This is a genomic window from Streptomyces sp. NRRL S-118 (assembly GCF_000716335.1).
In the GTDB taxonomy this organism is placed as follows: Bacteria; Actinomycetota; Actinomycetes; order Streptomycetales; family Streptomycetaceae; genus Streptomyces.
In genome coordinates, this window is sequence record NZ_KL591043.1 from 1 (window position 1) to 1,127 (window position 1,127).

The 1,127-nt window shown below is 73.9% G+C and carries 1 protein-coding gene; it reads left to right on the top strand.

All coding sequences use genetic code 11. The features are described 5' to 3' along the window. On the top strand, positions 1 to 1,127 hold a 1,127-nt coding region (locus IH00_RS0135710; protein WP_031080598.1), incomplete at both ends, for an acyltransferase domain-containing protein.

The following is a 1,127-nucleotide window of genomic DNA, read 5'->3' on the forward strand; positions in this document are numbered from 1 at the left end:
GTCATCAAGATGGTGATGGCGATGCGGCACGGCGTACTGCCGCAGACCCTGCACCTCGACGCGCCCTCCCCGCACATCGACTGGGAGGCGGGCGACATCGAGCTGCTGGCCGAGGCACGGCCGTGGCCCGCGGGGGACAAGCCCCGCCGCGCGGCGGTGTCGTCGTTCGGCGTCAGCGGCACCAACGCCCACATCATCCTGGAGGAGGCCCCGGCGGAGGAGCCGTCCGACGACGGCGCCGCCGCGCCGCGTCCGATGCCCGCCGTCCCCGTGACGGTCTCCGGCCGTTCCGCCGCCGCGATGCGCGCCCAGGCCGACCGGCTCCGCGCGCACGCCCTGGCGCGGCCCGACCTGTCCCTCGCCGACCTCGGCTTCTCCGCGGCCACCACCCGGGCCCACCTCGAGCACCGCGGTGTCGTCGCCGCGGCCGACCGCGAGCAGCTGCTGGCCGGGCTGGCCGCCCTGTCCGTCGGCGAACCGTCGCCCGTGGTCGTCGAGGGCCGCGCCGCGCCCGGCGCCAAGCCGGTGTTCGTGTTCCCGGGTCAGGGTGCGCAGTGGGTGGGGATGGCGGTGGAGTTGCTGGACTCCTCGCCGGTGTTCGCCGCGGAGATCGCCGCGTGTGGTGAGGCGCTGGCGGAGTTCGTGGACTGGAGTCTGGAGGACGTGCTGCGGGATGTGGCGGGTGCGCCGTCCCTGGAGCGGGTCGATGTGGTGCAGCCGGCGTTGTTCGCGGTGATGGTGGGTCTGGCGGCGGTGTGGCGTTCGTACGGTGTGGAGCCGTCGGCGGTGGTGGGTCACTCGCAGGGTGAGATCGCCGCGGCCTATGTGGCCGGTGCGTTGTCGTTGCGTGATGCGGCGCGGATCGTGGCGTTGCGCAGTCAGTTGGTGCGTGACCGGTTGGCGGGTCTGGGCGGGATGATGTCCGTCGCGCTGCCGGTGGAGCGGGTGGAGGAGTTGATCGCTCCGTTCGCGGGGCGGGTGTCGGTGGCGGCGGTGAACGGTCCGGCGGCTGTCGTGGTGGCCGGTGAGCCGCAGGCGCTGGACGAGATCCTGGCCGCCTGCGAGCGCGACGGGGTGCGGGCACGGCGGGTCAACGTCGACTACGCCTCCCACACACCGCAGGTCGA